Source organism: Microbacterium sp. Leaf151, from assembly GCF_001424225.1.
In the GTDB taxonomy this organism is placed as follows: Bacteria; Actinomycetota; Actinomycetes; order Actinomycetales; family Microbacteriaceae; genus Microbacterium.
Genome location: NZ_LMOR01000004.1, coordinates 1,091,616 through 1,114,811, shown reverse-complemented (window position 1 = coordinate 1,114,811; position 23,196 = coordinate 1,091,616). Strand labels below are relative to the sequence as shown.

Below are 23,196 nucleotides of genomic sequence, written 5' to 3'. Positions count from 1 at the left end.
CTGCCGCGGCCGGTCGTGGACGCTCGACGGCGGGAAGGGAGCACGCCGTCGGGGGTATCGTCCCGCGGTCGGGGCATCGGGTCAGGCGGTCGCGCCCCGCCGCCGCAGGCGCAGCAGCGCTTCGCCCGCCGCGGCGATGATCGCGGCCAGCCCCAGCGACACCGCGATGGTGGTCAGCGCGGCCGCGGGGCCGGTGGCGTCCAGGGCCGCTCCCGCGATCACGCCGCCGATCGGGACGCCGAGCGACATCGCCGCCGTGGGATAGGCCAGCGTCTCGGTCACCCGTCCTTCGGGCGCGCGGGCGGATGCCACGAGGATCCCCGACACCATCACCGGCGACACCGTGAGTCCGAGCAGCAGGATCACCCCGAACAGCGGGAGGACGGCCTGCTCGGCGACGGGCAGGGCGAGCGAGACGACCGCCGCGATCGCCGCGAACAGGATGAACCGGGCCGCCGGAGACAGTCGCCACGAGCGGGCGCCGGTGACCACCGAGCCGATGGCGATCGCCACGGCCAGGGCGCTGAAGGCGGGACCCGCGAGCCAGGGGCGTCCGTCGACCTCGGCCCAGCCGACCAGGCTCACGTCGAACGATCCGAAGACGCCGCCCAGGGCCACGCAGGCCAGGGCGATCGGCACGACGCCGAGCGGGGGGAGCACGATGCCGCGCGAACGCTGCGGGATGCTGCGGGCGGGTTCGGTGCCCCGCTGGGCGGCGAGCCAGACGCCGCCGACAACCCCGAGCCCGAGCGAGCCGAGCATGGCCACGGCCGGATCCAGGGCCGCCGCCACCGCGGTGATCGCGGGCGGCCCGCTGATGAACACCATCTGATCGCCGATGGTCTCCAGCGCGAGCGCCGGGGTGCGCTGGGCGGGCGGGGCGAGCACCGTCCACCGCGCGCGCACGGCGGAGGTGAGGTCGGGGGTCGCCGCCCCCGTGAAGAATGCGGCGACGAGCCACGTCCAGAAGGGCGCCCCCGACAGCACGAGCGCGAGCAGGACGGATGCCGTGAGCACCAGGCATCCGAGAGACACCAGGATGACGCGAGCCTGGCCGTACCGGTCCATGCGCGACGACCACAGCGGAGCGGCGATGGCCATGCCGCCGACGAGCGGAGCCACGACGATGCCCGCCGAGGCGAAACTCCCCGTGGCCGACGACACGAGCAGGATGATGCCGAGCGAGAGGGTGGCCCGCGGGAAGCGCGCGAGGATGCCGGCGGCGACGAAGCTGCGGGCCCCGGGCAGCCGCAGCACCTGCCCGTACGCACGGACGCCCTGTCCGGTCTCGGCGGCGACGCTCATGCGCTCACCGCCGGGACCTCGGCATCCGGTGCAGGGGTCGCACGCCTCAGGCGGAACGGGTGCCCCTCGACCGATACGCCGTCGTGGTGCCGACCTCGCCGGTGGTGTGCGCGCCCCGAGAAACTCACGCGGTGTAGTCGAATCGGCTGATCTCCTCGAGCGCCTCGACGACGAACGACACGCTCTGCTCGAACAGCTCCGCGCCGTGCGCGGCGTTGGCGCCGGTCGGGTCGCCCAGTACACCGGTCGGGCCGAAATCGTTCGACAGCCATCCGAAGGTCACGGGCTTGGAGTTGAAGCCGATGTGGCGGAAGTCGCCGATGTGCGCGGGGACGGTGGCCTCGAACGTCGAGGGGTCCACGAGCTCGGGCCGCAGGTGCATGATCATGCTCGTCTCGCCGTGTCCCGCGTGGATGCCGGTGCCGTGCTCGTTCGGACCACCATCGGTGCCGTCGAACGAGGGGACGCGGGCGGCGGGCATGAAGAACGTGCGCAGACCGAACCGGCGGCGCAGCTCCCGGTTCGCGACGTTCAGCAGCGCGACGTTGCCGCCGTGGCCGTTGAGGAACACGAGCGTCCGCGCGCGGGTGGTGAGGATCGAGCGGCCGATGTCGACGACGGTCTGCAACATGGTCTCGGGCGTCAGCCACAGCGTGCCCGGCGCCCACGAGTGCTCGTCGGACTTCGTGATCGACAGCGTCGGCAGCTGCCAGACGTCCAACCCCTGCGCGGCGGCGCGCGCGACGGCGGCCGTGGCGGAGGCCTCGGCGACGATCGCATCCGTCGCCAGGGGGAGGTGCGCACCGTGGTGCTCGATCGCACCCGTGGGGAGCACGAGGATCGAATTCTCGGTCAGTGCTTCGGCTGCGGCGGGGCCGCTGAGCTCGGCGAGGAGACGGGTCATGAGATGATCGCTCCCTTGCGTGCGCCGGTGTAGTCGGGGTTGAGCTTGCCGGGGTTCAGCAGCCCGTTCGGGTCGGTGAGCGCGGCGGTCTCGGCGGTCTGTTCGACGTTGAAGTCGACGTTCCACTGATGCGGGTTGTGCACGCCGACACCGATCGCGTTGAGCTCGGCGATGCCGCGGTACACGTCTTCTTCGCTGACGTAGGGTGCGGCGAGCATGCCGATCGGGAAGGCCCTCGTCGACTCGATGTGCAGCTTGCTCCCGGGGAACACCGCCTCGACGGCCTCGATGTCGTCCGCCAGTGGGGCGCCGGCGACCTCGAGGTGGAACACCTCGTGCGGCTGGCTCTTCTGGTACCACTCGATGGGGTGGTTGTAGCTCAGCATCGACAGGCGGATGCTCGCCTGCGGCCCCTCGCGCACGGCCTCGACGCGGCCTCCTGCGCCCTCGATGAGCGCGGTGACGGTGTCGATCTGGCCGGCGTCCAGGATGACGCGCAGGCTCGACCGACCCTCCGGGATGGCCTCGTCGGCGGGGAGGGATGCCGAGATCTCGGGGCCGTCGCCCGACACCAGGCGCGGAGCGGGGTCGAGGTTGCCGATGGTCTGCACCACCGAGAGGGTTCCGGCGAAGTCGGGGAAGCTCGCCCACAGGCCCCGCCACTCGCGGAGCGGCTCGAGCCGTACCGTCGCGCGCACGATGACGCCCGCGGTGCCGTAGTTGTGCACGTACTTCTGGGCCTCGTCGCCCTCGAAGTGGTGGATCTCGGCGCTGCCGTCGGCGTGCACGACGTCGAGGGCGGCGACGAAGCCGCGGTCGTTGGAGCCGTGCTCGATGGAGCCGGTGCCGCCGGAACCGCCGGAGAGGAAGCCGCCGATGGTCGACTGCGCGGTCGAGGGGTACATCCACAGCGCCTGGCCCGCGGCCCACGCCGCCTGTTCGAGCAGCACCATCGGGGTGCCGGCTTCGGCGGTGATGTAGCCGTCGCCCACCTCGACGATGGCTTTGGCGCGGGTGGTGTCGATGACGAGACCGCCCTGCATCGGGATTCCCTGGCCGTAATTGCCGGTGCCCTTGCCGCGCACGGTGATCGGAACACCGTGACGGGATGCCGCGGCCACGGCCGTGGCGATCTGCTCGGCGTTCGCGGCGAAGACGACGAGGTCGGCGAGGCCGAGGGGAAGCTGCGCGGCGATGATCGGCGACATGGGGGAGCCGTCGACGCTGGCGCGCTCGCGCACGCGCGGTTCGGCGCTGACGGCGGCGGGGCCGAGCAGGTCGAGGAGTTCGTCTTCGAGGGAGAGGACGCGGGTGGCGGTGTCGCTCATGGGGTGTGTCTCCGGGTGGAACGGGTGGGGATGGATGCCGGGGGTCGGGGGGCGGGTGCGGCCGAGGTGGCTGAGCCTGTCGATGCCACCGGGGTTTAACGGGGTGCCGGTCCCTTCGACAAGCTCAGGGACCTGGGTTCAGGCCGAGGTGGCGGAGCCTGTCGATGCCACCGGGTACCGGAGACGGCCCGGCCCGCACGAAGCGGGCCGGGCCGCAGCCGTCAGAACGAGATCGAGGTGTCGACGAACTCGTTCGTGTACAGGTCGGCCGGGGTGTAGCCGGCCGCGGGCGGGGTGCCGAGGTCGGTGTACACCTTGCTCGCCTTGTCGAAGAAGTCCGCGAAGCGGTCGTCGTCGAAGTCGCCGTAGGTGGAGTTCGTGCCGTTGCCGACGAGACCGAGGTCGACCTGCGTCTTGACCGAGTAGTCGGCGACGCCCTGCGTGTAGGTCCAACCGGTGGCGTACTGGTCGACGAGGTCGAGGATGAGGGCATTGGCCGCCGACGGGTCGGCGTAGTAAGCGACGCCGGCCTTCTGCAGCACAGGCACGAGCTTCGTCAGGCACGGCGACAGCTCCTCGAAGTCGGCGGCCTTCACCGACACCGACGACTGGTAGGTCTGCCATCCGGCGTCGTGGATGAGGGCGAAGTCGACGGGCTTGCCCCACGCCGAGACTTCGTTCTGGTACACGTAGGGCTCGGCCGAGGCGAAGCCCTGCTGCATGTCCTTGCCACCGGCGGCGACGAAGTTCGACGGGGTGCCGTCGTACGAGCCGTCGAGGATCGAGGCATCGGCCAGCCCGGCGCTCTTGAGGTACTCGATGTACGCCGAGCCGTCGAAGTAGCGCCACACCCCGCCGTTGGCCGAGAGGGCGGCCTTGACGTCATCCACGCTCTTGACGTCGGGGTAGGTGGTCGGGTCCCACATGACCATCGTCGGGCTGATGTCGAGAGGGGCGAAGACGGCCTTGGTCGGGGTGGTGTCCGAGAGCTGGATCGCCTCGTCGGTGCTGATGTAGCCGAGGGTGATGGCGTCGTCCTGGTACATCTGCGCCGAGACGGTCTGGAAGCCGATGGCGGGACCACCGGCGCGGAGCTCGAGGTTGACGCCGGTGAACTCGCCGTCCGACATCAGGGGACCGGTGACCGCCTTGGTGTTGGCGTCGATGGTGTAGTCGTCCTTGATCATCTCGTAGAGGTGACCGTGCTCGGCTTCGGGGTTCCAGTCGGTCTGGATGACGATGGTGGCGGGGCAGTCGGCCGACAGGTCGACCGAGCCGATCTCCATGTCGGCGGTGGGGGCGGTCTCCGCGGCGCTGCCGGCGCAGGAGGTCAGGGTGAGGGCGATCGCGACGGCGCCGGTGACGGCGGTGCCGCGGACGAGGGTGGAGCGCTGCATGCTGGTTCGCTTTCTGTGACGGGGGTGGTGCTCTCGGGTGCGGGTGTTTTCGGGTGCGACGGATGCCGCCGCGGTGCGTGCGCGGCATCCGAGAGGAGTGGTGCGGGTCAGAGGGTGCTGTCGTACCAGCGGCCGACGGCCACCTTCGACATCCAGCCGAAGAGGGCGAAGATCGCCACTCCGAGGAGGCACGCCGCGAGGATGGCGGCGAACAGCTCGGCGCTCTGCAGGCGCGACTGGTAGTTGGCGATGAGCGAGCCGATGCCGGGCTCACCGCGACGGAAGAAGTAGTCGCCGACGATCGCGCCGATGACCGACAGGCCCGCCGAGGTCCGCATGCCGACGAAGATCGAGGGCAGGGCTGCGGGGAGGGTGAGCTTGGTGAGCACGGTCCACTTGTTGGCTTTCTGCAGGCGGAACAGCTCGCGCTGCGACTTGTCGACCGACTGCAGGCCGAACAGCGTGTTCGACACCATGGGGAAGAGGGCGATGAGCACGCAGACGATGACGCGGGCGAGGAACTCGTAGCCGAACCAGAATCCGACCAGCGGCACGAGCGCGAGGATCGGGATGCACTGCAGCATGACGGCGTAGGCGTAGGTGGAGCGTTCGACCCAGCGCGCGAGCGACATCGCGATCGCCCAGCCGATGCCGAGCACCATGGCCACGAACAGGCCCGTGAGGGCGACGCCGGTCGTGCGGAACAGCGCGATCCAGATGTCGGCACCTACCTGCGGGTCGAAGAACCCGAGGGTGAACATCTCGTGCGGCATGGGCATGAGGAAGCCCTTGCCCGATGCCGCGAGGCCGATCGAGATGGCGTACCAGCCGCCCAGCAGCACCACGAGCACGGCGAGGGGCGGACCGAGCGCGAAGGCGCGGGCTCCGAACCGGCCGCGGGCGGTCGCGGTACGTGCGCGCGGCGTGGTGGGCGGGGGAGTGGATCCCGTGGGCGCGGACGACGTGGCGACGACCGGCTCTGCAGACGTGGTGCTCATGAGTGTCCTTCCCGAAGGGCGTGGGAGACCTCGCCGACGAGCTTCGCGTACTCGGCCGTGTAGCGGATCTCGGGGTCGCGGGGCATGTCGAAGGGGATCTCGAAGGTGTCGACGAGGTGACCGGGACGCCCCGACATCACGACGACCTTGGTGGAGAGGTAGATGGCCTCGGAGACCGAGTGGGTGATGAAGAGCCCGCCGAACTTCTGAGCGACGAAGATCTTGATGAGCTCGTCGTTCAGGCGTTCGCGGGTGATCTCGTCGAGCGCGCCGAACGGCTCGTCGAACAGGAAGAGTTCGGGGTCGAGCGTGAGCGAACGCGCGAGCGACGCGCGCATCTTCATGCCGCCCGACATCTGCTTGGGCAGGTGCTTCTCGAAGCCGTTGAGCCCGACGAGGTCGATGGCCCACTGCGCCTTCGGGGTGCGGACGCGCTTGGGCTGCCAGTTGAGTTCGGCGAGCAGTTCGACGTTCGACTGCACGTCGCGCCAGGGCAGGAGCGTGGCGTCCTGGAAGACGTAGCCGATGCGGTCGGTGTTGACGGTGGCGACGCCCTCGGTCGCGGTCTCGAGCCCCGATGCGATGCGCAACAGGGTCGATTTTCCGCAACCGGAGGGGCCGACGACGCTGACGAATTCGCCGCGGTTCACGGTGAGGTCGACGCCGGAGAGGGCGGTGGTGCCGTTGGGGAACGTCAGGGCGACGTTGCGGAAGTCCAGGATCGGCGCGGTGGGATCCGCGACGGATACCGGGGCGGGAGAGGCCAAGGTCACGGGGGCGCTCACTTTCCGTTGGGGGCGGGTTACGACGCCGTCGCGGGTGCGGCGGAGCGGGTGGGGACGGGGAGGGCGACGGATGCCGCGGTCTCGGTCGAGACGGTCGTGCGGCTGACGAGTCGGCCACGGTGGATCACGACGCGGTCGGCACTGGCGAAGGCGACGGCCTCGCCGAGCGAGTCCGCCTTGATGGCGACGAGGTCGGCTCGGGCTCCGGCCGTGGGACCGGCGACCGCGAGGCCCATCACATCGCGGGCGCCGATGGTCACGGCATCCATCGCGTCGGCGGGGGCGAGGTGTCCGGCGCTGACGAGGAGCGAGGCGGTCTCGAGGTGGTCGCAGCGCCCGACGGGGTTGAACGGGTCGCGCACGTTGTCGGCACCGGCGGCGACGCGGACACCGGCGGCCTTGAGGCGGCCGATCGGTGCGATGCCGCGGGGGATCGCGCGATCGACGCCCCACCCCTGCAGGTAGAGGTTCGTGATCGGCAGCGCGATGATGCCGATGTCGGCGGTGCGGATGCCGTCGGCGAGCACGTCGAGTTCGGCCTCGGCCATCATGCTCAGCCGCACGCAGTGGCCCGCGGTGCGGGGGCGGTGCCAGCCCGTGACGGCGGTGGCGTAGGCGGCGAGGGTGTCGAAGCCCGCGAGGCTCTCGTCGGTGTGCAGGTCGAGCCCGACGTCGCGACGGCGAGCCAGTGCGATGAGGCGCTCGAGGTCGGCGATCGGGTCGTCGGCGAGGTGCGGGGCGCCGCCGACGAGGTCGACGCCCGCGTCGAGGGCCGCCTCGAACACCTCGTCGGGCACGGTCGGGCCGCCGAGGGCGACCAGCTCGATGTCCATGAGCCCGGCGAGCTCGGCGCGCAGGCGCACGAGGGCGCGGACGCCCGTGAGCGCGTCGTCCCCGCGCAGCAGGTCGACGTGCGTGCGCACCGCGGTGATCCCGGATGCCAGCATCCGCCGAGCCGTGGAGCGGGCGCGAGCGAGCGTGTCGTCCTCGTCGAGGGTCATGGCGTAGGCGTGCCAACTGTCGATGGCGCGTTCGAGGTCGCCGAACGGCGGCTGGATGGCATCCCACGATTGCGACTTGTCGAGGTGCGCGTGGGGTTCGGCGCCCGCGGCGGTGACGAGATACCCGGTCAGGTCGAGGGTCGCCCCGTCGGTCTCGGGGAGGGGGCTGCCCGCGGGAACGACCGCCAGCACCTCGTCGCCGTCGAGCGCGATGTCGACGAGGTCGCCGGAGGCGAGGCGCACACCCCGCAGGGCGGCGATCGAGACGGGTGGAACGGCGGACACGAGGGCCTCCGGTGAATCGGGATGACGAGAGTCGAGATGAGCGCCACGGCGACGGGGCGAGCCGCCTGGGCGGCTGCGTCAGTGTTGGTGTGACCAACATCCGGCGATGGTCCGATGCTAGGAACCGCGCGTTTCCGCCGTATTTCTCGCGCGTGACCCTCGTGACAAAGTTGTCGGACAGGTGCCCTTCCGCGCGCGCGGAGCGCCCCGCACTCGCGCCCGTGGGTGTCGCGTTCGGCGCGCGCTCAGCGACGTCGCGCGAAGATCTCCCGGGCGTCGGCGTACACCGTGGTGACGCGGTCGACGTGGGATCCGAAGTCGAGTGCGGTCGCGCTGGCGGCGGCCCCGCGCGCCAGTCGCGCGCGAAGGGACGCGTCGCGGGCGATGCGCCGGAGCGCACCGGCGAGGGCCTCCGCGGTCGCATCCGCCGACACGAGACCGTTCTCGCCGTCGCGCACGAACGATCCAGCCGCCTGCGGGGTCGCAACCACCGGACGGCCCATGAGGAGGCTTTCGGCGATGACGAGGCCGAAGGTCTCGGGCCAGAGCGACGGGAAGACGAGCGCGGTGGCTGACGCGATCAGCGCGGCCTTGGCATCCCCGTCGACCCACCCGGCGTACGTGACCAGGCCGGCAGCGGCCGCGTGTTCCACCGCCGGCCGCTCCGGACCGTCGCCGGCGATGACGAGTTCGGCGTCGACACCGAGCAACGCCCACGCCCGCAGGAGGAGCGAGACGCCCTTCGCCGCCTGGAGCTTGCCGAGGAAGACGAAGCGCGGGCGCACCGACGGATCGACGGGAGGCGACGCGGCGGCCGGGGCCGGCCACCCGTGCGGGACGACCCTTTGCTCGACACCGTCGCGTGGCATCCCCAGGACTCGGTGGCGCGCCAGTGTGCGCTCGCTCGGGAACACCAGGATGCTGGCGTGACGCGCGGCCCTCCAGATCGCTCGGGCCCGGAGCCGCTGAACGTCGCCGAGGTCGTCGGGCTCGAGACCGTCGCGGATGGTCGTCGACGTCGTGTCGACGAGACAGTAGTCGTGCGCCGTGTGGACCACGGGTGAGAGTCGCGCACGCAGCACCTGGCCGCCGAGACCCTGGAACCGGTGAACGTGGACCAGTCGACCGGGTTTCTGCACGTCGAGCACGAGCGGCGTGGGGGCGAGGGCGCCGATCAGGTCGAGGGAGTGGAAGAGGATCTTGGCGGCGGGTCCGCCGCCGTGCTGATCGGGGCGATAGGGCCGGCGCACACGGACGGTGCGCACTCGGACGCCGGCCCGATTCGCCCGTTCCACCGTGAGCGGGTCGGTCCACGCCGTGACGATCTCGACGTCGTCACCCCGGCGTGCCTGCTCCGTCGCGAGGGCCAGCACGTACGATTCAGCGCCCCCCAACGGGGCGATGAAGCTGCTCTGCACGTGGGTGATGTCCACCGCGGGTCCCTTCTCGGGTGGGCGTCCGGCCGGGCCGAACACTACGGGCTCGCCCGTGTGCGTCCGGGCGATCGCCTGACGGAGCCCCGCCCCGCCGCCCCGGTCGGACGGTGGGCTCACCCCTCGGTGGGCCCCGTGCGCGATGGCGTTCACCCGGTCCGCGTCGTGCGAGCTCAGCCCGCCACATGCCGACGTCACCCGCAGAGTGTGAGTTCGTCGCCGCTCATCGCACGTCGACGGGAAGGATGCACGTGCAGATCGTCAGCGTCGCCCCGGTCGTCCCGTTCGAGGCGATTCCGCACGCCGGCGGACAGTACTTCCTCCGGCACCTGCGCGCTCTTCGAGCACTGGGGCACGAGATCACGGTCGTCGCTCCCGCCACGGCCGACAACCGCGCGGCGGCGGCGCTGACCGTGGCGGAGTTCGCGAGCGTCCTCGTCGACATCCCCGCGCCGCCCCGGGGGTTCCGCCGGGTCGTCGCCGTCCTCGATCGGCAGCAGCAGCGTTTCTTCCCCGTCCGTCCGGTGCGGCGGCTGCGAAAGGCGTTCGCCTCGTCCGCCGAGCTGCACGCCCTCTTCTTCACCGCCGACGTGGTCGAGTTCCAGTGGACCGAGATGGGGTGGCTCGGCCGCGGGGTCACGACGCGGGCGCGTCGGGTCGTGTTCGCACACGATGTGCTGCTCCAGAGTGCCGAGCGCTTCCTCGGGGCGAGCGCGGGTCGCTGGCATCCCCGAGCGCTGGTGGCGCGCTGTCGTCTGACGACCGTGCGCCGCGACGAGCGCCGGGTGTACGCCGAGGCGGACACGGTGCTGGTGTTCAGCGGGAAGGATGCCGCCATCGTGCAGCGGGCGTCCCGGTCGGCGGAGGTGCGCGTCGTGCGACCGCCGCTGGCGGAGGCGCTCCCCGCGCCCGCGGTATCCCCTCCCCTCCGCGGGTCGATCCTCTTCGTCGGAGCCTTCGACCGCTCGGTCAACGCCGACGCGGCGCTGTGGATCATGCGCGAGATCGCGCCGCGCGTCCAGCGCCGGCATCCGGACGCCCGATTCGTCTTCGCGGGCGCCCACCCCACCGTCGAGATGCGCGACGAGGCCGAAGGCCGCCCCGGAACCCTCCTCGTGACCGGCCGGGTGGAGTCGCTCGAGCCGTATTACGCCGGTGCCGCCGTGGCGTTGATCCCCCTCCGCGCGGGCGCCGGTGTGAAGTTCAAGACCGTGGATGCCATGGTGCGGGGGATTCCGATCGTGTCGACGACCATCGGGGTCGAGGGGATCGTCGACGACACCCTCTCGGTGTTCGCGATCGCGGACGACGCGGCCGCCCTGGCCGAGGCCGTGAGCGCTGCCCTCGACGACCTGCCGGCCGCCCGCCTCCAGGCGGAAGCCGTTCGGCGCATCGCCGTCGAGGAGTTCTCCGCCGACCGTTTCCTGCTCACCCTGGCCGGCATCTACGGCCCCTTCAACGCCCCTGTCGAAAGGTGAACCGTGGCTGCTTCCTCCCCTCCTCGCGTCATCGGCGCCACCGTCACCTACGGCTCACGCGCGGCCTCGTGCCTCGCGACCGTGGAGGCGATGCGTGCCGCCGGCGTGACGGCGGTCGTCGTGGTGGACAACGGCTCGGTCGCCGCCGCGCAGCGGGATCTGCGGGAGTACGCCCGGGCACACGAGCCGCTCGTGCGCTACCACCGGTTGGGGCGCAACGAGGGGTCCGCGCCGGCGTTCGGTTTCGCGATCGCCCGCGCCCTGGAGTCGGATGCCGACTACGTCTGGCTGCTCGATGACGACAACCTGCCGCAGGGCGACGCTCTGTCGATCCTGCTGGAGGAGGACGGGGCCCTGCGCGCCGCGGGCGACGATCTGTGCGCCGTGGCACCGACGCGCGCCCCCAGCGCCGAACCGGACGATGTCGCTGAGGCCCGGCGCGTCGAGCAGGCCCGTGAGCATCCGCGCGAGGATCGGTCGTTCGCCGGCGTCGAACTCGCGCTGTTCGCCCGCCGCGCGCTCGAGCGCATCGGGCTGAGGCGTCCTCGGATGGGGGAGACGGGGGCGGATCTCTCCTACGCGCCGTACGGCGGGCTGCTCGTGCGCCTCGACGTGCTGCGGCGGATCGGACTGCCCGACGCAGACCTGGTCCTCTATGGAGACGATCTCGAGTACACGTCTCGGATCGTGCGCGCCGGCGGCCGCATACGTCTCTCCCGCGACGCGATCGTGGTCGATCCCCGCGGACAACGGTGGATGCCGCCCGGCTTCGAGGTCCTGGCGATGTTCCGGTCGACGAATGACGCCCTGCTCTACTACTCGATCCGCAACCGGATCCACAGGGAGCTACGGACGGGACGGCGTCGCAGCGTGGCGCGAGGGGTGAACGCGGGTCTTTTCTGGGCGCTGTGTCTGCTGTGCACGGTGATCACGCGGCGTCCGTCGAAGCTGCGCGTGCTCCGCGCTGCGGCCGCCGACGCGTGGGCGGGACGGCTCGGACGACGCGTCGAGCTCTCCGGGTGAGAGCCAGGGGCGCGAGGGTGAACTGGCGGGCGATTTCGTCACGATCCTCCGCTCGAGAAGTCGATCGTGCGGCCCGGTCGTTCACAGCTCCAGCGTGATCCGATCGCACGCGGCCCGCGAGACGCACACCATCATCGTGCGGTTCGCCGCCTGCTCCTCGGGCGACAGCACCGAGTCGCGGTGCTCCACCTCGCCGTCGACGATGGCCACCTCGCACGTGCCGCACGTGCCGACCCGGCAGCTGGAGGGCACGATCGCCCCCGCCTCCTCGATCACGTCGAGCACCGAGCGCTCGGGCGGGACGGTGACGGTCACCCCCGACAGCATCAGGTCGACCTCGAACGGCTCCGTCCACACCGGCGGTCCGAGCACCTTCGCCTCGAACCGCTCCACGTGCAGGCTCCCGCCCGGCCAGGCGGCCATGGCATCCTCCAGCGCCTCGAGCAGACGCGCCGGTCCGCACGAGTAGACGACGGTGCGCGCGACCGGCGCGGCGAAGCGGGCGGCCAGATCCAGGCGGCGTCCCTCGTCGGCGGCGTACACCTCGACCCGCTCGCCGTACCGCTCGGCGAGGTCGTCGGCGAAGGCCATCGTCCGGCGCGAACGTCCGGCGTACAGCAGCGTCCACGCCGCCCCCGCTGCCTCGGCGGCCTCGATCATCGGCAGGATCGGAGTGATGCCGATGCCCCCCGCGACGAAGACGTACGACCGGCCGGCCGTGGGCGCGAACAGGAAGTGGTTGGCGGGCCCGCGCACGCGCAGCGACGCCCCCTCGACGGCGTTCTCGTGCAGCCACACCGACCCCTCGCGCTCGCGCAGCACGCCGATCCGCCACGTGCCCCGCTCGGCGACGGATCCGCACAGCGAGTACTGCCGCTCGAGACCGCCGGGCAGCACGACGTCGATGTGCGCGCCCGGCGACCAGTGCGGCAGCGTGCCGGCGGTGCGCTCGAGGTCGAGCAGGACGATGCCGTCGGCGGCATCCCGTCGCGCGCGCACGACGACGTCGAACGTCACGCCGCCGCTCACGCCCCGACCCCCGCCTGATCGTCGGCGCCGCCGCCGTTCACCAGGTCTTTCACGATGAGCAGGCGATAGGTCGCGCCGTCGGGCGAGTGCCATCGGTGCGGCGTGCCCGAACGGCAGTAGACCGAGTCGCCGACGTGCAGGGTGCGCTCGCCGTAGACCCCGAACGAGATGACGATCGACCCCTCGAGCACGGTGAGGAACTCATCTTCCTCGTGCACGTAGTGGTCGCCCGGCGCGGAGTTCGAGCCGGTGAACTCGAGCGGCTCGAAGCGCCGCGCACCGGTGGCGAGCAGGCGCGCCGTGCCCTCGGCGTAGGGGCCGATGACGCCCTCGTCGGCGGCGACGAACGATGGCTGCGCGTCCTGATCGGTGCGCGGGGGTTCGGATGCCGCGATGAGCTCGACGCGACTCGTGCCGAGCGCCCGGGCCAGACGTTCCAGGCTCGCCATGCTGGGGCGCGCGAGGCCCCGCTCGAGCTGGCTCAGGAACGGGTGCGACAGCGTCGCCGCCTCGGCGAGCTGGGTGAGGGTCAGACCGCGCGCCTTGCGGAGGCCCCGCAGGTGCGCGCCGAGCAGTTCGTCGCCGGTGGGAGCGTCGTCGACGTCGATCGCGGGGGCCATGGTGGTCATCGTCGCACTCTCTCGAACAGCTGGGCGACGATGTCATGCTCGTCGGCGGTGGTGAGTCGGCCCTCGTCGACGACGACACGTCCGCCGACGACGACCGTGCGCGGGCGGCGCCCGGGGGAGGCCCACAGGAGCCCCGCGACCGGGTCGGCTACCCCCGCGTCGGCGACCCCCGAGACGTCCCAGACGCACAGGTCGGCGGCCGAACCGGGGGTCAGTCGTCCGAGTTCGGGTCGGCCGAGGCCCTCGGCGGAGCCGGCGGTCGCCGTGCCGAGCACCTCGGATGCCGGCAGCTGCGGCCCGACGAGGGCGGAGACCTGCATCGCGAGGCGCGCATCGGCCAGCAGATGTCCCGCGTCGTTGCTGCCGCCTCCGCTCGTCCCCAGGCCGACGGCGAGTCCCGCGTCGAGGAGGCGCCGGACGGGCGCGACACCCCACCCCATCGGTACGTCGCAGCCGGGGGCGTGGGTCGCGGTGACACCGGATGCCGCGAGGCGGGCGATCTCGTCGTCGCTGACGGCGCACAGGTGGGCGAGGGTGACGTCGGGGGCGAGCCACCCCCACTCGTCGAGCAGGTCGATGGGGCGGGAGCCGTAGCGCTCGAGGGCGATGCCGACATCGACGACCTCGTTCGCCTGTGTGCGTCGGCGCAGGCCGTGCATCGCGGCCACCTCGCCCAACAGCGCGAACGTCTCGCGGGGATCACTGTGCACCCCCGCGGGCCCGACCGCGACCTGCAGCATCCCGTCGGCGGAGACGCCGCCGTGGACTCCGGGCAGGAGCGCGCGCACGATGGCGTCGGCCGAGGCGGCCGCCTCCTGGGGATCGTCGCGTGCGGCGCCGCGCACGAACACCAGGCGCGCACCGAGCCCTGCTGCCGCCTCCGCCGCGGCCCGGGCCATGCCGACGGTGTCCGCACCGCTGGGCCAGGTGAGGTGGTGATCGGCGACCGTGGTCACCCCGCTCAACAACGCCTCGGCGAGGCCGGCGCGGGCGGCGAGGCCGGTGAGCTCCGGGTCGACACCGGCTGAGGTGTACGCCGAGGCCATCGCGGGCAGCCACTCCCGCATCGGGATGCCGCGGGTGCCCGGAAGGGTGCGGAACGCCGTCTGAAGCAGGTGGTGGTGCGCGTTGACGAGCCCGGCGGTGACGACGCACCCCGTGGCATCCACTTCCGTCGCCCCCGCGCGGTCCACCCCCGCGAGGTCGATGCTCTCGACGATCGTCCCGTCGACGCAGACGACGTCGCCGGTGCGCACGCGGCCGGTGTCTTCGACGACGGCCAGGGCGCCGCGCACGACGAGAACGCTCACGCCGTCCTCACCGCGCACGAGAGCGTCGCGTCGCCCGGGGTGGCGGCGTGCCCCGCGGAGCCGTGCAGTCGGGGCCCGCGCACCTCGCGGAGCGGGCGGGCGTCGGCGTCGTTGCGGGATGCCACGATCTCGGCGATCACCGACAGGGCCGTCTCCTCGGCGGTCGCACCGCCCAGGTCGAGGCCGAGCGGCGAGTGCAGTCGCGACAGTTCGGCGTCGCTCACCCCTGCCGCTCGCAGCAGTGTCGCGCGGCGCGCGACGGTGGCGCGCGCGCCCATCGCGCCGACGAAACCGACCGGCAGGCGCAGCGCCGTGCGCAGCGCGGGCACGTCGAGGCGCTCGTCGTGGGTCAGCACGCACACGGCTGTGCGGGCGTCGGGCGAGGGGAACCGCTCGAGGAACTCGTGCGGGGCGGCGACGACGACCTCGACGGCGTCGGGAAAACGGTCCCGTGTCACCAGGAGGGCCCAGTCGTCGCAGACCGTCACCGCGAACCCGGCCGCGGAGCCCAGGCGGCACAGGGCCGCCGCGTGCTCTCCGGCGCCGAGGATGACCAGACGCGGAGCCGCCGGGCGGTGCAGGTCGAGTACATCGCCCTCGAGGTCGAGGTGCAGCGTCGCCTCCGCGCCCGCACGCGCGGCCATCAGCGCCGGAAGCGCCGCGGCGGCGTCGATGCGGTAGGCGACCACGTCGACCGCGCCGCCGCACGCGAGCCCCGCGGAGATCGGCGTCACGGTGCCGTCGTCGGTGAATCCGAAGCGCGCGCGGCGCACCCGGCCGGTACGCAGAGCGTCGAGTCCGAGCATGACGGCGTCGCTTTCGACGCACCCGCCCGAAATCGACCCGATCACCCGCGCGTCCCGTGTGACGGCGAGTGTGGCCCCGACGCCGCGCGGAGCGCTGCGCACCACACCGGTCACCGTCACCGCCGCGACGGGTACGCCCGCCTCGAGCAGCGGCACCAGGTCGGCGGCCAGATCGAGCATGTCTACGACCGTAGTCGGGGTGTGTTTCGCGCGCGCTACGCTGTCGTCACCATGCCGGCCGCCCCCTCCGCTCCCCCCGGCGGGCTCGTGCTGGCCGCGGGTGCGGGTCGCCGCTTCGGCGGTCCCAAGGCGCTCGCCCGCACGCCCGCCGGCACCCCGTGGATCGCGCTCGCGGTCCAGACCCTGCGCGCGGGCGGATGCGGGCAGATCCTCGTGACGCTCGGCGCCTCCGCCGATGAAGCGCTGCCCCTCCTCCCCGCAGGAGTGACCGTCGTCCGCGTGGCGGACTGGCAGACGGGCGTCTCGGCCTCCGTGCGCGCGGGCCTCACGGTCGCGGCATCCGGTTCTGCTCCGTCGATCGTGATCCTGCCGGTCGACACCCCGGATGCCACGGGCTCGTCGGTCGCTCGTCTGGTCCGACGGTCCGCTCCGGACGCTCTCGCCTACGCCGCGTACGGGGGGTCTCCCGGGCATCCGGTGCTCGTCGGGCGGGAGCACTGGAGCGCCGTCGCGGCATCGGTGCGCGGCGATGTCGGTGCGCGGCCCTACCTCATCGCCCAGGGGGCGGATGCCGTCGAGTGCGGCGATCTGTGGTCGGGAGCCGATCGCGACGAGAGCTAGTCACGGTCGCGGTGATCCGCGAATGACCCAGCGCGGCGCGTGTCACCCCCGCTCGGAGCGAAGGATGTGGTTCGCCATCACCGCATCCTCGTTCCGGTCGGTCAGCCCCCGATGACGACGTTCAGCGGCTCCTCACCGGAGCGCAGACGGTCGATCTGGCGACGCAGCAGGCGCGCCATACGCGGGTGCATGGCATCCGTCGCCCCTCCGACGTGCGGGGCGATGAGCACGCCGTCGAGGCTCCAGAGCGGATGCCCCGCGGGCAGGGGCTCGGGGTCGGTCACATCCAGCGCCGCCCGGATGCGGCCTCGCCGCACGTGGTCGACGAGGGCGTCGGTGTCGATGAGGGGGCCGCGGCCCACGTTGACGACCAGGGCGCCGTCGGGGAGGGCGGCCAGGGCGGCGTCATCGATCAGGTGGCGCGTCGCATCGCCCCCGGGGAGCGAGGCGATGACGATGTCGGTCTCGGCGAGCACGTCGCCGAGCTGACCGAGCGGGAAGACCTCGACGTCATCCTGCAGACGACCATGCGAGGCGACGGCGCGCAGCTCCACCTCGAACGGCTTGAGGCGCGCGGCGATCGCGCGGCCGACGCCGCCGAAGCCCAGGAGCGTCACGCGCTGATCGGCGAGCCCGGTGGCGGAGCCTCCGGTCCACTCGCCGTGGTCCTGCGCGCGCACGAAGTCGGGCAACCGCCGCTGCGCCGCGAGGGCGAGAGCCACGGCCAGCTCGGCGGTCGCCGTCTCGTGCACGCTCGAGGCGTTCGCGAAGACGAGACCCGCGGGCAGGCGCCCCTCGACGTTGTCGTACCCGATCGACTGGCTCTGGACGAGTCCGACCTCGACGCTCGAGAGGGCCTCGATGACGCCGTCCATCGACATGTACGGCGGCACCACCATGTCGAAGCGCTCGCGCGGCGCGGCATCCGTCATGTCCCACACCACCACCTCTACCCCGTCGGGCAGGGGCTGCAGGTCGTCGCGCAGCTGAGAGGTGGGCACGGAAACGACGAGGGGGATCTCTGTGGTCACCCGCTTCACGCTACCCGCGTGCCCGCCACGCCGCCCTCGATGGACACGAGGCAGGAGATCTGATGCGGTGTCCACGCCCAGGTCACTCGGACCGGGGCCGAGGAGGGAAGACTCTTGCGTCCTGTCCTCAGCCGAGGGCGATCGGCGCGGCCTCAGCCGACGGGTATCGGCGAGGATGCGCGCGGGCCGATGTGGACCCCGACCGGGACGTCGTATGCGAGGTACTCCGTCAGCAATGCCGCCGAGTCGCGCTCGAACAGGCGTCGTGACAGCGCCGCGGCGAGCTTCGTCGCACCGCCGACGAGTCCGGGGATCTGGTGGCTCAGCATCCCCTGCGACAGGCGGGCTCCGTGGTTGAACATGTGGATGCGCGACAGCGCCGAGCGTTCGCCTTCGCGGCGGCTGACGAGCCCGAAGTCGTCGTCGAGGTAGGGGAATGCCGCCAGTCCCGGGTTCTGGGCGGCATCCTCGGGCGACAGTCGGTCGCTCCAGAGGACAGCCTCCGACGCCACCGACGCCAGTTCCGGGCGACGCGCCAGGTCGGCGGCGATCCCGGTCGCGGCGAAGACGACGTCGTAGTGATGGATGCCGTGCGGCGTGGTGACGGCGATGTCGCTGCCGGTCCACTCCACGCGTTCCCACGGCGACCCGGTCAGGAAGCGGAAGCTGTCGAAGGAGTGCGCGCGCCACAGGGCGTTCTGCGTCGCCGGCTGGTCGACGGCGGAGAGGTGAACGTTGAAGGCCCACTTCTGCGCGTCGGTGAACGAGCCGTAGTTCTCGATGAGGCCGGCGAACTCCATCCACCGGTACGGGCTCACCTGCGGCATCGCCGCCCGCCGCATGTGCACGTCGACGGACGCCGCCCCGTGCTCGAGAGCGGTTGCGGCATTGTCGAACGCGCCCGTCCCCGCACCCAGGATGCCGATGCGCAGGCCCGCCAGCGAGGCGAAATCGATGTCGTCGTGCGTGTGGTGCACGCGCCCGGCGGGAAGGCCGTCGAGCAGCGCGGGCAGGTGCCGGCCGCCCGCACCCTCGATGCCGGTCGCGAGGACGACGTGGTGCGCGGGGAGCAACCACTGCCCGTCGGGACCGTCGAGGTGCAGCTCGAGGGGGCCGTCGACGGTGGTCGGCGAGAGGCTCGCTACGCGCGTGGAGGGGACGACGGTGATGTCGGAGACCTCCCGGTACCACTGCAGGAACCCCTGCCACGCCGTCGTCGGGAAGTACTCGATCTCCTCCCAGGCGTCCGCGCCGTAGACCGCTTCGAACCAGGCGCGCGGGCTGACCGCCGGGGTGCCCCAGGTGGGCCACGCGATGTCCTTCGGCGTTCGGAGCGTGTGCATGCGGGCGTAGGTGGTCCAGGGGCCGGCGGAGCCCGCGGGGGCCGAGTCGATCACCACGACGTCGTCGATCCCGCGGCGGCGCAGGCCCCGGGCCAGTACGAGACCGGCCTGCCCCGCACCGACGATGACGACCGGTCGCACGCCGTCGCGCGCGCCGACCCACGACCGTCCGTCGCCCGCGCTCAGGGCGGCCTGGTGCACCGCGTCGCGCTCGAGGGCGGCGAGGCGGGAGCCTGCGTCGGGGAGGGCGGTGAGCATGCTCACTCCGCGTCGATCACGACGCGCACACCGTAGGCGTCGTCGAGTCGGTGGTTGTGGTGATCGGCGACGTTGGTGTCGTCGAGCTCGAGGTTGACGAAGTCCATGCTCGGGTCGGCGAAGAAGGGACCGGCGTGCCAGGTGCCCTTGCGGATCGTGATGGCGGTGCGCGGCGGGATGCGGAAGGCCCGAAGGTCGTCGAGGCCGGGCTCCTCGATGCCGGGCGCGGCGACGGCGATGGTCCACTCGACGTCGCCGACGGCCATCAGGGTCTGCGTGGTCTCGAGGTGGCGGGTGACGCGCACGAATTCGGCGGGCTTGTCGTCGAGGCGCATGAGGTAGAAGCGCGGGATGCCGTTCGACACATCGAGTACGGCCTCCTCGGCGGTGAAGGGGGTGCCGTCCTCCATCGGCGTCAGCACGACGCCGAACGGGTCGAAGCCGGAGGGGGTGACCGTCTCGGCGGTCAGGGTGTGGGTGGTGAGGCTGTCGGACACGGCTGCTCGCTTTCGTCGGGTGAGGCGAGCGTACTCTTGTCCAACAAGTCGAGACGACACTTGTCCGACAAGTTCACTCGGTGGTTACCTCACCGAAATGCGCGGCCGGTCGAGGCGGCCGGTCGCGCCAGCCGGGCGAGGGAGGAGTTTCAGCGGCGGGAGGATGCCGGGAGGTCCCGAGGTCCTCCGCTCGCCGAATCTCCTCCGCCGCCAACGGCGCAGGCGTCAGGACCGAACGCGCCGGATGAGCGCATTGCGCAGCCCGGGCGGCGCCGGCAGCTGCACCTCGCGTGACCAGTACCCGATGGCGTCGTCAGCGCCGTAGCCGCAGTAGGTCATCTCGATCACGGGCGAGCCGGGCTCGGCATCGAGGATCCCGGCGCGCACCTCGTCGAGCGAGGTCGCGTCGATCCACATCGTCTCCCACGCCACCCGGATGCCGTTGGCCGCCTCGGCGAGGTCGAACACCGGTCGGCGGGGATCGAGTTCGGCCGGGCGCGTGAGGGGCACGAGGTCTTCGGCGAGGGCGTAGGGCACGCCGTCGACACGCCACATCTTGCGGGTGCGCAGCACCTCGGTGCCGTCTTGCAGATCGTCGTAACGGTCGTCGCCGGAAACGAGCGTCATGCGCTCGGCCGCCACGACCTCGAGAGTCGGCTCGTATCCCGCGGCGCGGATCGACAGCGAGTGGTCGAACTGCTCGTCGATGCGGCGTCCCACCCCGGGCAGGCGTCGGTTGAGAGAGGTGCGCGCACCCTGCGTGCGGTGCACGTAGCCCCGCTCCTCGAGGCGGATCAGCGCCTCACGCACCGAATTGCGGCTCGCGCTCGTCAGCTCGGCCAGGCGCGGCTCGGAGGGGAGGGTGTCGGCATCCGCCCGCCAGAGATGCAGGATGCGATCGATGAGCGCGTCTTGATCGGGGGCGCGCTTGTCGGTCACGGGCGGGGCGTCAGGCTGCGGCGCCCACCACGGCGGCGATCGCCGAGGTGAAGAAACCGAGGCCGTCGACGCCGGAGCGCATGGCGACACGGGTGCCGGGGCCGAAGCCGGGCTCGACAGCGTGCTCGGGGTGCGGCATCAGGCCCACGACGTTGCGCCGCTCATTGGTGAGGCCGGCGATGTCGTCGAGCGAGCCGTTGGGGTTCACGCCGACATAGCGGAAGGCCACGAGGCCCTCGCCGTTCACGCGCGCGAGGGTTTCGGCATCTGCGATGTATCCGCCGTCGGCGTTCTTCAGGGGGATGACGATCTCGTCGCCCGCGGTGAAATCGCTCGTCCATGCGGTCGAGGCGTTCTCGACGCGCACGCGCTGATCGCGGCGGATGAACTGCTGGTGGGCGTTGCGGATGAGTCCGCCGGGCAGCAGGTGCGCCTCGACGAGCATCTGGAAACCGTTGCAGATGCCGAGCACCGGCAGGCCCTTGGCGGCGGCGTCCTTGACCTCGGCCATGATCGGCGCGAAAGCGGCGATGGCTCCGGCGCGCAGATAGTCGCCGTAGCTGAAGCCACCGGGGAGCACGAGGGCGTCGACGCCCTTCAGGTCGTGCTCGCCGTGCCAGAGGGCCACGGGTTCGCCACCCGCGAGACGGATGGCGCGCTGGGCGTCGCGGTCGTCGAGCGAACCCGGAAAGGTGATGACGCCGATGCGGGCGGTCACTCCACGACCTCGATGCTCACCACGTCTTCGATGACGGCGTTCGAGAGCATCTCGTCGGCGAGCTCGCGCACGCGCGCCAGCGTGGCCTCGTCGACCTCGCCGTCGACGGTGAGCTCGAAGCGCTTGCCGATGCGCACGTCGGAGAAGCGGTTCTCGCCGAGCCGCGACAGGGCGCCGGCGACGGCCTTTCCCTGCGGGTCGAGAAGCTCGGCCTTGGGCATGACGTCGACGACGATGGTGGGCACTGCAGCTCCAGGAGTCGGGTGGCGTTGTGAATGCCAGTCTACAAGAGCCGTCGCGCCATCCCGGATGGCGTGGTGCCGACATCACGGACATGGGAGCGCTCCCATCCGCCGTGGCATCATGGGGAGGTCGGTGAGAGGATGACCCTCGCGCCCACGGAAGGAACCCGAACCATGTCCCACACCCGACCGTTTCCCGACGGCTTCCTCTTCGGTGCCGCCACCGCGGCCTACCAGATCGAAGGAGCAGCCTTCGAAGACGGCCGCACGGCATCCATCTGGGACGCGTTCTGCCGCGTTCCCGACGCCGTCATCAACGCCGACAACGGCGATGTCGCGTGCGATCATTACCACCGCTACGCCGACGATGTGCGGCTCATGAAGGAGCTCGGCCTCCAGACCTATCGCTTCTCGACCTCGTGGTCGCGGGTGCGCCCCGACGGCGGTGCGCTGAATCCGAAGGGCGTCGACTTCTACAAGCGTCTCGTCGACGAGCTCTTGAGCGCCGGCATCCTGCCCTGGCTGACGCTGTACCACTGGGACCTCCCGCAGGCGCTGCAGGACAAGGGTGGGTGGACCGTCCGCGAGACGAGCGAGCGCTTCACCGAGTACGCCCTCGACATGCACGACGCCCTCGGCGATCGCGTCGACGTCTGGACGACCCTCAACGAGCCGTGGTGCTCGTCGTTCCTCAGCTACACCGCCGGTGCCCACGCTCCGGGGCACTACTCGCAGGCCGAGGGCATGCTCGCCGCGCACCACCTGCTGCTCGGACACGGCCAGACCGTTCGCGAGCTGCGTGCGCGCGACGCCTCGCTCAACCTCGGTCTGACGCTGAACCTGACGGTGGCGGATGCCGCGAACCCGGCGAACCCCGCCGACCTCGACGCCGCGCGCCGGATCGACGGACAGTTCAACCGCTGGTTCCTCGACCCGGTGTTCCGCGGCGCCTACCCGGCCGACATCATCAAGGACTTCCGCGACACCGACGCCGAGGCCGTAGTCCGGTGGCAGGCCGCCGTGCAGCCCGGCGACCTCGACGTCATCTCGACCCCCATCGACTCGCTCGGCGTGAACTACTACCACGGTGAGTTCGTCGGCGGTACGCCGCCCGAGGTCGAGCCGCCCGCCGGCGACGCCCCCACGACGCGGCCGATCGGCAAGCCCTTCCCCGCGCACGAGAACCTGTTCTGGCACGACCGGGGCCTGTCGCGCACCAACATGGGCTGGGAGGTGCAGCCCGAGGGGCTGACCCGCCTCCTCGAGCGGGTGAGCGAGGAGTACTCCGCCCCCGCCGGCACCGCGCTCTACATCACCGAGAACGGTGCGTCGTACGACGACGAGGTCGTGGTCGAAGACGGCGAGACCCGCGTGCACGACACCGAGCGCGTGGAGTTCGTCGAGGTGCACCTGGCGGCGGTTCTGGATGCCGTCGAGAAGGGCGTCGACGTGCGGGGCTACTTCTACTGGTCGCTCCTGGACAACTTCGAATGGGCCTGGGGCTACGCCAAACGCTTCGGCATCGTGTCGGTCGATTACCGGACCCAGGAGCGCACCATCAAGGACTCCGGCCGGCAGTACGCTCACATCATCGCCGAGCGCGCACTGGCCACCCGACCCGCGGTGTGACCCCCGCGCGAGGGCCCCGAGGAGGCA

Annotated in this window: 22 protein-coding genes; 4 read left to right on the top strand and 18 right to left on the bottom strand. The window is 71.7% G+C overall.

What is annotated here, in order from left to right; all coding sequences use genetic code 11:
• Positions 1–81: 81 nt before the first annotated feature.
• From ASF76_RS15860 to ASF76_RS15825, 8 genes are all read right to left on the bottom strand, one after another.
• Complete coding sequence (locus ASF76_RS15860) at positions 82–1,305, bottom strand: MFS transporter (RefSeq protein ID WP_055959732.1); 1,224 nt, start codon at positions 1,303–1,305, stop codon at positions 82–84.
• A 124-nt stretch (positions 1,306–1,429) separates the two neighbouring features.
• A complete protein-coding gene (locus ASF76_RS15855; protein WP_055959730.1) occupies positions 1,430–2,209 on the bottom strand; it encodes a creatininase family protein in 780 nt (259 codons plus the stop codon).
• Positions 2,206–3,537, bottom strand: coding sequence for an FAD-binding oxidoreductase (locus ASF76_RS15850; protein ID WP_055959728.1), 1,332 nt, complete (start codon positions 3,535–3,537; stop codon positions 2,206–2,208). The genes ASF76_RS15855 and ASF76_RS15850 overlap by 4 nt, the downstream gene beginning before the upstream one ends.
• A 221-nt stretch (positions 3,538–3,758) precedes the next feature.
• A complete protein-coding gene (locus ASF76_RS15845; protein ID WP_055959726.1) occupies positions 3,759–4,934 on the bottom strand; it encodes a hypothetical protein in 1,176 nt (391 codons plus the stop codon).
• A gap of 107 nt (positions 4,935–5,041) precedes the next feature.
• Positions 5,042–5,932, bottom strand: coding sequence for an ABC transporter permease (locus ASF76_RS15840; protein WP_055959723.1), 891 nt, complete (start codon positions 5,930–5,932; stop codon positions 5,042–5,044).
• Positions 5,929–6,705: an ABC transporter ATP-binding protein gene (locus ASF76_RS15835; protein WP_055959721.1), complete on the bottom strand. Its 777-nt coding sequence runs from the start codon at positions 6,703–6,705 to the stop codon at positions 5,929–5,931. The genes ASF76_RS15840 and ASF76_RS15835 overlap by 4 nt, the downstream gene beginning before the upstream one ends.
• Before the next feature lie 29 nt (positions 6,706–6,734).
• The gene (locus tag ASF76_RS15830; RefSeq protein ID WP_055959719.1) at positions 6,735–8,003 is read right to left on the bottom strand and encodes an amidohydrolase family protein; all 1,269 of its coding nucleotides are present in this window, start codon (positions 8,001–8,003) and stop codon (positions 6,735–6,737) included.
• 245 nt (positions 8,004–8,248) lie between these two features.
• Positions 8,249–9,436, bottom strand: a complete 1,188-nt coding sequence (locus ASF76_RS15825) for a glycosyltransferase (RefSeq protein ID WP_156459284.1) — start codon at positions 9,434–9,436, stop codon at positions 8,249–8,251.
• Between the two features lie 251 nt (positions 9,437–9,687).
• Here ASF76_RS15825 and ASF76_RS15820 point away from each other — a divergent pair, with 251 nt between their 5' ends.
• Both ASF76_RS15820 and ASF76_RS15815 read left to right on the top strand, forming a co-directional pair.
• Positions 9,688–10,914 carry a glycosyltransferase gene (locus ASF76_RS15820; protein ID WP_162240829.1) on the top strand — a complete coding sequence of 409 codons (1,227 nt, stop codon included), beginning with the start codon at positions 9,688–9,690 and terminating at the stop codon, positions 10,912–10,914.
• Positions 10,915–10,917: 3 nt separating this feature from the next.
• Positions 10,918–11,937 carry a glycosyltransferase gene (locus tag ASF76_RS15815; RefSeq protein WP_055959713.1) on the top strand — a complete coding sequence of 340 codons (1,020 nt, stop codon included), beginning with the start codon at positions 10,918–10,920 and terminating at the stop codon, positions 11,935–11,937.
• A gap of 81 nt (positions 11,938–12,018) precedes the next feature.
• Here the strand turns inward: ASF76_RS15815 and ASF76_RS15810 are convergent, their stop codons facing one another.
• Genes ASF76_RS15810 through ASF76_RS15795 form a run of 4 tightly spaced genes read right to left on the bottom strand, consistent with a single transcriptional unit; the run spans position 12,019 to position 15,891 of the window.
• On the bottom strand, positions 12,019–12,966 hold the full coding sequence (locus ASF76_RS15810) for a PDR/VanB family oxidoreductase (protein ID WP_055959711.1): 948 nt from the start codon (positions 12,964–12,966) through the stop codon (positions 12,019–12,021).
• A complete protein-coding gene (locus ASF76_RS15805) occupies positions 12,963–13,595 on the bottom strand; it encodes a helix-turn-helix domain-containing protein (RefSeq protein WP_055959709.1) in 633 nt (210 codons plus the stop codon). Before ASF76_RS15805 ends, ASF76_RS15810 begins: the two co-directional genes overlap by 4 nt.
• A complete protein-coding gene (locus ASF76_RS15800; RefSeq protein ID WP_055960269.1) occupies positions 13,592–14,905 on the bottom strand; it encodes an amidohydrolase family protein in 1,314 nt (437 codons plus the stop codon). The genes ASF76_RS15805 and ASF76_RS15800 overlap by 4 nt, the downstream gene beginning before the upstream one ends.
• Positions 14,902–15,891, bottom strand: a complete 990-nt coding sequence (locus ASF76_RS15795) for an XdhC family protein (protein WP_055959707.1) — start codon at positions 15,889–15,891, stop codon at positions 14,902–14,904. Before ASF76_RS15795 ends, ASF76_RS15800 begins: the two co-directional genes overlap by 4 nt.
• Positions 15,892–15,942: 51 nt before the next feature.
• Between ASF76_RS15795 and ASF76_RS15790 the strand changes: the two genes are divergently transcribed.
• A complete protein-coding gene (locus ASF76_RS15790; RefSeq protein WP_055960265.1) occupies positions 15,943–16,512 on the top strand; it encodes a nucleotidyltransferase family protein in 570 nt (189 codons plus the stop codon).
• Positions 16,513–16,613: 101 nt separating this feature from the next.
• On the opposite strand, the gene ASF76_RS15785 is transcribed toward ASF76_RS15790, so the two are convergent.
• From ASF76_RS15785 to purS, 6 genes are all read right to left on the bottom strand, one after another.
• Positions 16,614–17,543: a 2-hydroxyacid dehydrogenase gene (locus ASF76_RS15785; protein ID WP_055960262.1), complete on the bottom strand. Its 930-nt coding sequence runs from the start codon at positions 17,541–17,543 to the stop codon at positions 16,614–16,616.
• Positions 17,544–17,695: 152 nt separating this feature from the next.
• A complete protein-coding gene (locus ASF76_RS15780; protein WP_055959702.1) occupies positions 17,696–19,144 on the bottom strand; it encodes an FAD-dependent oxidoreductase in 1,449 nt (482 codons plus the stop codon).
• Positions 19,145–19,146: 2 nt separating this feature from the next.
• Positions 19,147–19,641: an ureidoglycolate lyase gene (locus tag ASF76_RS15775; protein WP_055959700.1), complete on the bottom strand. Its 495-nt coding sequence runs from the start codon at positions 19,639–19,641 to the stop codon at positions 19,147–19,149.
• A gap of 225 nt (positions 19,642–19,866) precedes the next feature.
• Positions 19,867–20,580, bottom strand: coding sequence for a GntR family transcriptional regulator (locus ASF76_RS15770; RefSeq protein ID WP_055959698.1), 714 nt, complete (start codon positions 20,578–20,580; stop codon positions 19,867–19,869).
• Positions 20,581–20,590: 10 nt separating this feature from the next.
• The gene (gene purQ, locus ASF76_RS15765; RefSeq protein ID WP_055959695.1) at positions 20,591–21,298 is read right to left on the bottom strand and encodes a phosphoribosylformylglycinamidine synthase subunit PurQ; all 708 of its coding nucleotides are present in this window, start codon (positions 21,296–21,298) and stop codon (positions 20,591–20,593) included.
• The gene (gene purS / locus ASF76_RS15760) at positions 21,295–21,543 is read right to left on the bottom strand and encodes a phosphoribosylformylglycinamidine synthase subunit PurS (protein ID WP_055959693.1); all 249 of its coding nucleotides are present in this window, start codon (positions 21,541–21,543) and stop codon (positions 21,295–21,297) included. The genes purQ and purS overlap by 4 nt, the downstream gene beginning before the upstream one ends.
• 171 nt (positions 21,544–21,714) lie before the next feature.
• Here purS and ASF76_RS15755 point away from each other — a divergent pair, with 171 nt between their 5' ends.
• On the top strand, positions 21,715–23,169 hold the full coding sequence (locus ASF76_RS15755; RefSeq protein WP_055959691.1) for a glycoside hydrolase family 1 protein: 1,455 nt from the start codon (positions 21,715–21,717) through the stop codon (positions 23,167–23,169).
• The last annotated feature ends 27 nt before the right edge of the window (positions 23,170–23,196 follow it).

What these genes read in the sequence shown, in the direction of transcription:
- ASF76_RS15860 (WP_055959732.1), bottom strand. Translation starts at nt 1,305, where the DNA reads ATGAGCGTCGCCGCCGAGACCGGACAGGGCGTCCGTGCGTACGGGCAG.
- ASF76_RS15855 (WP_055959730.1), bottom strand. Translation starts at nt 2,209, where the DNA reads ATGACCCGTCTCCTCGCCGAGCTCAGCGGCCCCGCCGCAGCCGAAGCA.
- ASF76_RS15850 (WP_055959728.1), bottom strand. Translation starts at nt 3,537, where the DNA reads ATGAGCGACACCGCCACCCGCGTCCTCTCCCTCGAAGACGAACTCCTC.
- ASF76_RS15845 (WP_055959726.1), bottom strand. Translation starts at nt 4,934, where the DNA reads ATGCAGCGCTCCACCCTCGTCCGCGGCACCGCCGTCACCGGCGCCGTC.
- ASF76_RS15840 (WP_055959723.1), bottom strand. Translation starts at nt 5,932, where the DNA reads ATGAGCACCACGTCTGCAGAGCCGGTCGTCGCCACGTCGTCCGCGCCC.
- ASF76_RS15805 (WP_055959709.1), bottom strand. Translation starts at nt 13,595, where the DNA reads ATGACCACCATGGCCCCCGCGATCGACGTCGACGACGCTCCCACCGGC.
- ASF76_RS15795 (WP_055959707.1), bottom strand. Translation starts at nt 15,891, where the DNA reads ATGCTCGATCTGGCCGCCGACCTGGTGCCGCTGCTCGAGGCGGGCGTA.
- ASF76_RS15790 (WP_055960265.1), top strand. Translation starts at nt 15,943, where the DNA reads ATGCCGGCCGCCCCCTCCGCTCCCCCCGGCGGGCTCGTGCTGGCCGCG.
- ASF76_RS15780 (WP_055959702.1), bottom strand. Translation starts at nt 19,144, where the DNA reads ATGCTCACCGCCCTCCCCGACGCAGGCTCCCGCCTCGCCGCCCTCGAG.
- ASF76_RS15755 (WP_055959691.1), top strand. Translation starts at nt 21,715, where the DNA reads ATGTCCCACACCCGACCGTTTCCCGACGGCTTCCTCTTCGGTGCCGCC.